We start from the raw sequence: 7654 nt of genomic DNA on the forward strand, positions 1-7654 counted from the left end.
CCCCCTTGTCTATTCCTCGCCCTTCCGCTGCTTGCCCTCGGGATCGAACTGGTAGCCCACGCTGCGGATGGTGTGGACCCATTTCGGGTGGTGGGGATCGTCCTCCATGACGCGGCGGATGCGCACGATGAAGTTGTCCACGGTGCGGCTGGTGGGGTAGGCGTCCTCGCCCCAGACCTTGTCCAGGATGTCCGTGCGGCTCACCACCTGGCCGGGACGCTCCATGAGCAGCTTGAGGATCATGGATTCCTTCACGCCCAGCTGGAAGGCGCCGCCGGGGCCCTCGCCGCAGAAGTTGTCGAAGTCCACCCAGTAGGGGCCGAAGGGCTGCCGGCTGCTGATCTCGCGGCTCTTGTACCAGGACTCCCGGCGCAGGATGGCGCGCACCCGCAGCAGCAGCTCCCGCACCTGGAAGGGCTTGCCCAGGTAGTCGTCGGCCCCGGTCTCGAAGCCGTGGACGCGGTCGTCGTCGGTGTTCTTGGCGGTGAGGAAGAGGATGGGCGTGAAGTTCTTGGCCTCGCGCACCTTTTCGCAGATGGTGAAGCCGTCCATGCCGGGCAGCATCACGTCTAGGATCACCAGGTCATAGCTTTCCGCCAGGATCTGCTTCAGGGCCTGGTCCCCCCGCGGGATCCAGGTGCAGGCGAGACCCTCCAGCTCCAGATTGAGCTTGATGCCCTCGGCGAGGCTGAGCTCATCTTCCACCAGCAGGATCTTGGGCTCGGACATGGGGAACTCCTCTGCTGATCCTACTAGAATGGACCCTCCGGAGCGCCCATGGACCCCTACCTCAGCATCGTCATCCCCATCTACAACGAGGAGGAGAACATCCCGGTCCTGTGGGAGCGGCTGTCCAAGGTGATGGCGGACTCCTTTTCGGATCCGGGCAAGCCCTGGGAGATCATCTTCACGGATGACGGCAGCCGGGACCGCAGCCTGTCGATGCTCATCGACCTCGCCAAGACCGAGCCCCGTATCAAGATCGTTGAGTTCAACCGCAACTACGGCCAGCACAGTGCCATCTTCGGGGCCTTCGCCGAGGTGCAGGGCCAGATCGTGGTGACCCTTGATGCCGATCTGCAGAACCCCCCCGAGGAGATCCCCAAGCTGGTGGCCAAGGTCGAGGAGGGCTTCGACGTGGTCGGCGGCTGGCGCCAGGGCCGCCAGGACAACGACAGCTTCTTCCGCACCATGCCCAGCAAGATCGTCAACGCCGTCACCCGCAGGACCACGGGGGTGAAGCTCCACGACTACGGCTGCATGCTGCGGGCCTACAGCCGCGAGGTGATGAACGCCATGCTGCTCTGCAAGGAGCGCTCGAGCTTCATCCCCGCCCTGGCCAACAGCTTCGCCAAGCGCATCACCGAGGTGCCCGTGGCCCACGCCGAGCGGGCGGCGGGCACCAGCAAGTACGGGATGTGGAAGCTCATCAACCTGCAATTCGACCTGCTCACCAGCTTCAGCCTGCTGCCCCTGCAGATGCTCAGCGTCTTCGGCGTGATCACGGCCGCCGTGGGTTTCCTGCTCTTCCTGGGCCTGGTGGTCTACCGTTTCCTGCACCCTGAGGGCACGGCCCAGGGCGTGTTCACCCTCTTCGCCATCCTCTTCTTCTTCGTGGGCTGTCAGTTCATCGCCTTCGGCCTGCTGGGCGAGTACATCGGCCGCATCTACCAGGAAGTGCGCGACCGGCCCCGCTACATGGTGAAGAAAGTGCACCAGACGAAGTAGCCGCCTACACCTCGCCCGCGTCGCTCCAGCCCTCGCCATCCTCTTCCTGGGGCTTCTCTGGGATGCGGTAGCTTTCGCTGGCCCAGGCACCGAGGTCCCGGGTCTGGCAGCGCTCTGAGCAGAACGGCTTGAAGGGGCTCCCCTCCCAGGAGGTCGGGATGCGACAGGTGGGGCAGGGCCGAAGGGTCATGGCTTTCAGCATATCCATGAAAATCGAGATTTTATTTAAGAAGAAAATATGAGTATGTTATGGAAGATCATGTTGACAAACCAGACATAGCCCCTATCCTCAAGAGCACCGGCCCGGGCGATGCCCCGACCGGCCCCCAGGAGGAACGACATGGGCAAGATCATCGGCATTGACCTCGGCACCACCAACAGCTGCGTGGCCGTGATGGAAGGCGGCGTCCCCAAGGTGATCCCAAACCCCGAGGGCGCGAACACCACGCCCTCCGTGGTGGGCTTCAATCCCAAGACCAGCGAGCGGCTGGTGGGCACCTCGGCCAAGCGCCAAGCGGTGGCCCAGCCCAAGATCACCATCTATTCCATCAAGCGCTTCATGGGTCTGCCCTTCGCGGATTCCGACCGGGAGCAGAAGCTCGTGCCATACACCGTCGAGCGGGCCGACAAGGGCGGCTGCACGGTGGATGTCCTGGGCAAGAAGCTGAGCCCCGAAGAGATCAGCGCGGCGGTCATCACCAAGATGAAGGAGGCCGCCGAGGCCTATCTGGGCGAGAAGGTCACGGAAGCCGTCATCACCGTGCCCGCCTACTTCAACGACGCCCAGCGCCAGGCCACCAAGGACGCCGGCGCCATCGCGGGCCTGGAGGTGAAGCGCATCGTCAACGAGCCCACGGCCGCGGCCCTGGCCTATGGCCTGGACAAGAAGAAGGACGGCACCATCGCGGTCTTCGACTTCGGCGGCGGCACCTTCGACATCAGCATCCTGGAAGTGTCCGAGGGCGTGGTGGAGGTGAAGTCCACCAATGGTGACACCCACCTGGGCGGCGACAACATCGACCAGGCCATCATCGACTGGCTGGCGGACGAGTTCCAGAAGGCCGAGGGCATCGACCTTCGCAAGCAGGCCGACGCCATGCAGCGCCTCAAGGAGGCCGCCGAGAAGGCCAAGATCGAGCTGTCCAGCACCACTCAGACCGACATCAGCCTCCCCTACATCACGGCCGATGCCAGCGGCCCCAAGCACGTGAACCAGACCCTCAGCCGCGCCAAGTTCGAGCTGATGATCGAGCCCGTCCTTCAGAAGCTGAAGGCGCCCTGCGAGAACGCCGTGAAGGACGCCAAGCTTGCCCACCACGAGATCGACGAAGTGGTCATGGTCGGCGGCTCCACCCGCATCCCCAAGGTGCTGGAGATGGTGAAGCAGATCTTCGGCAAGGAGCCCAACCACAGCGTCAACCCCGACGAGGTTGTGGCCATCGGCGCCGCCGTGCAGGCCGGTGTCCTCTCGGGCGATGTGAAGGGAGTGCTGCTGCTCGACGTGACGCCGCTGTCCTTGGGCATCAACGCCAACGGCGGCCAGATGAGCGTCATCATCCCCCGCAACACCACCATCCCCACCAAGCGCTCCGAGGTCTACACCACCGCCGTGGACAACCAGCCCGGCGTGGACATCGAGGTCTTCCAGGGCGAGCGCCCGGTCGTTGAGGGCAACAAGCTGCTGGGCCAGTTCCACCTGGGCAACATCGCTCCCGCGCCGCGCGGCATGCCCCAGATCGAGGTGGTCTTCGACATCGACGCCAACGGCATCGTGCACGTCACCGCCAAGGACAAGGGCACCGGCAAGGACGCCAGCATCACCCTGACGGGCAGCACGGGCCTCTCCAAGGAGGAGATCGAAGCGAAGGTAAGGGACGCCGAGGCCCACAAGGCCGAGGATGAGGACCGCAAATCCATGCTGGAGGAGAAGAACCACCTCGACCAGATGGTCTACCAGGTGGAGAAGCTCCTGAAGGACAACGGCGACAAGCTGCCCGAGGCCGACAAGAAGGAGGCCGAGGAGGCCATCGTGGAGGCCAAGGCCGCCCTGGCCAGCCTGGAGAAGGAGCGCATCAAGAAGGCCTTGGAGACCCTCACCGCCAAGAGCCACAAGCTGGCGGAGAGCCTCTACAAGCAGGAGCCCCCCCAGGATGGCTCCACCCCCGGCGCGCCCGGCGCCCACTCCGGCGGCGAGAAGAAAGCCGAGGACAACGTGATCGACGCGGAAGTGGTGAGTTAGTCTTCGCAGGAAAACGGGGAGCTTCCGGGCTCCCCATTTTTCTGCGCGAACGAAATCTTAGTGCCCTAGACTAAGACCATGCCCCACCCCGACTACTACAAGATCCTGGGCGTTCCGAAATCCGCCTCCGACGAGGACATCAAGAAGGCGTACCGCAAGCTGGCGCGGAAGCACCACCCGGACCTGAACCCGGGCGATGCCAAGGCGGAGGCCGAGTTCAAGAAGCTCTCCGAGGCCAACGACGTGCTGTCGGATGCCGAGAAGCGGAAGAACTACGACACCTACGGCGACCCCGCCGGGCCCGGTGCGCAGATTCCGCCAGGCTTCCAGCAGGGCCCGGGCTTCGGCTTCGAGGACATCTTCGCGGGCTTCGGCGGCCGGCCCATGCGGCAGGGCCCCGAGCGCGGCGAGGACCTGATCCACGCCGTTCGCCTGGGCTTCCGCGAAGCCTTCGAAGGCACCCGCCTCAACCTGCGGGTGAACCGCTCGGAGCCCTGCCTCACCTGTCGCGGCACGGGCGAGTCCAGCCGCAAACAGGAGCCATGCCGCACCTGCCAGGGCAAGGGCAAGGTGGGCGGGGGCTCCGGCTTCCTCTCCTTCGGCCGCACCTGTCCCGACTGTGGCGGGCGCGGTTCCAAGGCCCCGGCCTGCCCCGACTGCGGGGGCGCGGGCCGCCACGGCCGCCAGGAGACCGTCACCATCGCCATCCCGGCCGGCGTGGAGGACGGCGCCAAGCTGCGCGTGGCTGGCAAGGGCGAGGCGGGGCGCCGCGGCGGCGGGCCCGGCGACCTCTTCCTGCAGATCAGCATGGAGCAGGACGCGCGCTTCGAACGCAAGGGCCCGAACCTGTATGTGAAGCTGCCCATCTCCTTCACCGAGGCGGCCCTGGGTGCCAAGGTGGATGTCCCGACCCCTGAGGGCCAGCAGACCATCAAGGTGCCGCCCGGCACGCAGACCGGCGCGAAGCTCCGCCTCAAGGGCCAGGGCATGCCCATCCCCCGGGGCAGCCAGCGGGGCGACCTAATCGCCGAGGTGGCCCTGGTGACCCCCGCCATCCAGGATGAGCGCAGCAAGGAGCTGCTGCGGGAGCTGGCGGACCTGAACGACGAAGATGTGCGCAAGCAGCGGAGCAATCAGCATGGCTAAAGATCCGAGACTGGGTGCCTACATGATCGGGGTGGTGTCCATGCGCTACGGGGTGCACCCCCAGACCCTGCGGCTCTACGAGCGGGAGGGTCTGCTCACGCCCAGCCGCACCGAGGGCAAGACCCGCCTCTACAGCGACGAGGACCTGGAGCGCCTGGAGTTCATCCTCAACCTCACCCGCGACCTCGGCGTGAACCTGGCCGGCGTGGAGGTGGTGCTGGGCATGCGGGACCGGCTCAACCTGCTGCAGGAGGACCTGGAGCGCCTGGCCCACGCCCTGGAGGCAGCCGGCCTGAAGGACGTGCCCCGGCCCACCTCGGCCACCGGTCTGGTGAAACTGACCCCGCACGGATTGCGCAAGCGCTGACATTTTTCGCACATGTCTCGGCGGCCGGGATCGCTTGCTATGCTGATCCTTCCCCTGGGAGTATCGTGCCCCTCCGGCATCTCGAAGAGCGCTCGCTCGACAAGTACTTCGACTCGATCCGCCACCTGCCCCTGCTCACCGCAGAGGAGGAACGGATCAACGGGCGGCTGTGGCAGAACGACCGCAATCCCGAGGGGCTCCGCAAGCTGGTGGAAGGCAACCTGCGCTTCGTGGTCAAGGAGGCCCGCAAGTTCGAGGGCATGGGCCTTGACCTGCTGGACCTCATCAGCGAGGGCAACCTCGGGCTGATCGAGGCCGCCAAGCGCTTCGATCCCGAGCGCCTGAATAAGTTCCTCACCTATGCCTCGTGGTGGGTGCGGCAGGCGATCTTCCACGCCCTGGCCGAGCACGGCAACAAGATCCGCCTGCCCCAGAAGGTGGCCGGCCACCTGGTGCAGCTGAACCGCGTGACCCAGAAGCTGAGCCAGTCCCTGGGCCGTCCACCCATGCTGCAGGAGATCGCCCAGGCGGCGAACCTCAGCATCGAGGAGGTGGAGCGGCTGCAGGTGCTCCAGCAGACCACCTCCACCGTGTCGACCGAGCAGGGCCTCGGGGACTCCGATCTCACCGTGGGCGACAGCCTGGAGCAGGAGGTGGAGCCCTCCGCCATGCACACCCTCGACCAGGAGGCCTTCCTTGAGCAGATCGAGGCCAGCCTGGCCTCGCTCAGCGAGAAGGAGCGCACCATCATCACCCTGCACTTCGGCATCGGCGGGGAGGATCCCCTCACCCTGGAACAGATCGGCAAGCGCTTCGACCCGCCCATCTCGCGCGAGCGGGTGCGGCAGCTGGAGGAGCGGGCCTTCGCGCGCATCCGGGAGCGCCGCCGCGAGGTGCTGGGCGGCTTCCTGCGCGGGGGGGACGGTCCATGAAGGGGCGCCCCGACTGCCCCCGCTGCCAGGGCAAGGGCCTGGTCTTCGATCCGGATCCCCAGAAGCCGGTGCTGGTCTGCGGCTGCACCGCGGAACTGGCGCCGGATGCGGAGACCCTGGGCCTGCCCGCCCGCTACCGCGAGGCGGAGTTCCCCCGGTTCTGGAAGTGGTGGAACAACGCCCAGGCCAGCGGCGTGCGGGCCCTCCTGGACCGGGTGCCGGACCTGGAGGAGCTGCTGGCCCGCCCTGTGGATGAAGTCGGTGAACTGGAGGGGCGTGACGAGCTCGTGAAGCTGCTGGCGGCCCTGCGCAAGCGGCCCGAGCACGGCATCCGGCCCGCTGGGGCCGAGGGGCTCCACCAGTGGGCCACCACGGGCAAGCACAAGTTCCGCCACGGCTGGGAGCTTTGGTGGATCCACGGCCCCGCGCAAAGCGGCCGCAGCACCCTGGCCGCAGCGGCCCTGCGGGCCTGGACCGAGCGCACCGGCCGGGGCGGCGCCTTCGTCTCCGTGCGCACCCTGAGCCAGGCCATCAAGGACGCCTACTACGACGTGCGCAGCTTCCAGAACCAGGCCTTCCAGAGCGTGCGCGACCTCATCGAGCCCCTGCAGGACCAGCCCCTGCTGGTGCTTGACGACTGGGATCGCATGGACTCGGACATCCGCATCGCCGCGGCCCTTGCCCAGTTGCTGGACCACCGCTACAGCGAGGAACTGCCCACGCTGCTCACCGCCGCATATCCCCCCGAAGCCATGGACCGTCGCGAGAACCACCCCCTGGTGCGTTTGGAGGACGGCAGCCTCTTCGAGCGCCTGCGGGGCGCCGAGCGGGTGGAGATGGTCCCGGCCCTCAAGCCCTGGATCGACCGCATCGAGCGCAGCTAGGCGATGAAAGCCCTGCTCCGCGGCCTGCTCCGTCTACACCTCACCCGGTCGCGGGGGCTGTGGGTCCTCATCGCCAGCCTGACCCTCGTCCTGGGCTGGGGAACGCTGCGGGTCGAGCGCGCGCTCGACCTCATGAGCCTCCTGCCCACCGAGCATCCTGCGGTACGGGCCAACCTCGAGGCGGGGGTGGGCCAGCAGGAGCTGCTCTGGCTGGTGGCGGAGGGCACCGAGGCAGACCTGGAGACCCGCCGCGCCTGGGCCGAGGGCCTAGTGGACCGTCTGCTCACTGAGGGGAACCTGCCCCTGAACGGCCTGGCCGCCGAGGGGCGGCTGTCGGACCCCATCCCCGTGCCGGGGC

The 7654-nt window shown here is 66.9% G+C and carries 9 protein-coding genes; 7 read left to right on the forward strand and 2 right to left on the reverse strand.

All coding sequences use genetic code 11. The annotated features are described in order from the left end of the window. Positions 1 to 9: 9 nt before the first annotated feature. On the reverse strand, positions 10 to 729 hold the full coding sequence (locus WAS25_RS11290; protein WP_422312107.1) for a response regulator transcription factor: 720 nt from the start codon (positions 727 to 729) through the stop codon (positions 10 to 12). A 48-nt stretch (positions 730 to 777) separates the two neighbouring features. On the opposite strand from WAS25_RS11290, the gene WAS25_RS11295 reads away from it, so the two are divergent. Further along, positions 778 to 1728, forward strand: a complete 951-nt coding sequence (locus WAS25_RS11295; RefSeq protein WP_422312109.1) for a glycosyltransferase — start codon at positions 778 to 780, stop codon at positions 1726 to 1728. 4 nt (positions 1729 to 1732) lie between these two features. On the opposite strand, the gene WAS25_RS11300 is transcribed toward WAS25_RS11295, so the two are convergent. Next, complete coding sequence (locus WAS25_RS11300) at positions 1733 to 1936, reverse strand: DNA gyrase inhibitor YacG (RefSeq protein WP_422312111.1); 204 nt, start codon at positions 1934 to 1936, stop codon at positions 1733 to 1735. Between the two features lie 132 nt (positions 1937 to 2068). Here WAS25_RS11300 and dnaK point away from each other — a divergent pair, with 132 nt between their 5' ends. From dnaK to WAS25_RS11330, 6 genes are all read left to right on the forward strand, one after another. Then, positions 2069 to 3967 (forward strand): molecular chaperone DnaK, encoded by a 1899-nt coding sequence (gene dnaK, locus WAS25_RS11305; RefSeq protein ID WP_422312113.1) that lies wholly within the window; start codon positions 2069 to 2071, stop codon positions 3965 to 3967. Positions 3968 to 4045: 78 nt separating this feature from the next. Beyond that, positions 4046 to 5113 carry a molecular chaperone DnaJ gene (gene dnaJ / locus WAS25_RS11310; protein ID WP_422312115.1) on the forward strand — a complete coding sequence of 356 codons (1068 nt, stop codon included), beginning with the start codon at positions 4046 to 4048 and terminating at the stop codon, positions 5111 to 5113. Then, positions 5106 to 5480, forward strand: coding sequence for a MerR family transcriptional regulator (locus tag WAS25_RS11315; protein WP_291203796.1), 375 nt, complete (start codon positions 5106 to 5108; stop codon positions 5478 to 5480). The genes dnaJ and WAS25_RS11315 overlap by 8 nt, the downstream gene beginning before the upstream one ends. Before the next feature lie 65 nt (positions 5481 to 5545). Continuing rightward, positions 5546 to 6412 carry a sigma-70 family RNA polymerase sigma factor gene (locus WAS25_RS11320; RefSeq protein WP_291203799.1) on the forward strand — a complete coding sequence of 289 codons (867 nt, stop codon included), beginning with the start codon at positions 5546 to 5548 and terminating at the stop codon, positions 6410 to 6412. After that, positions 6409 to 7296, forward strand: a complete 888-nt coding sequence (locus WAS25_RS11325) for a hypothetical protein (RefSeq protein WP_422312119.1) — start codon at positions 6409 to 6411, stop codon at positions 7294 to 7296. The genes WAS25_RS11320 and WAS25_RS11325 overlap by 4 nt, the downstream gene beginning before the upstream one ends. A 3-nt stretch (positions 7297 to 7299) precedes the next feature. Then, positions 7300 to 7654 (forward strand): hypothetical protein (locus WAS25_RS11330; protein WP_422312120.1); only part of this gene is annotated, 355 nt, incomplete at its 3' end.

This window comes from Geothrix sp., assembly GCF_049292215.1.
Taxonomy (GTDB): Bacteria; Acidobacteriota; Holophagae; order Holophagales; family Holophagaceae; genus Geothrix.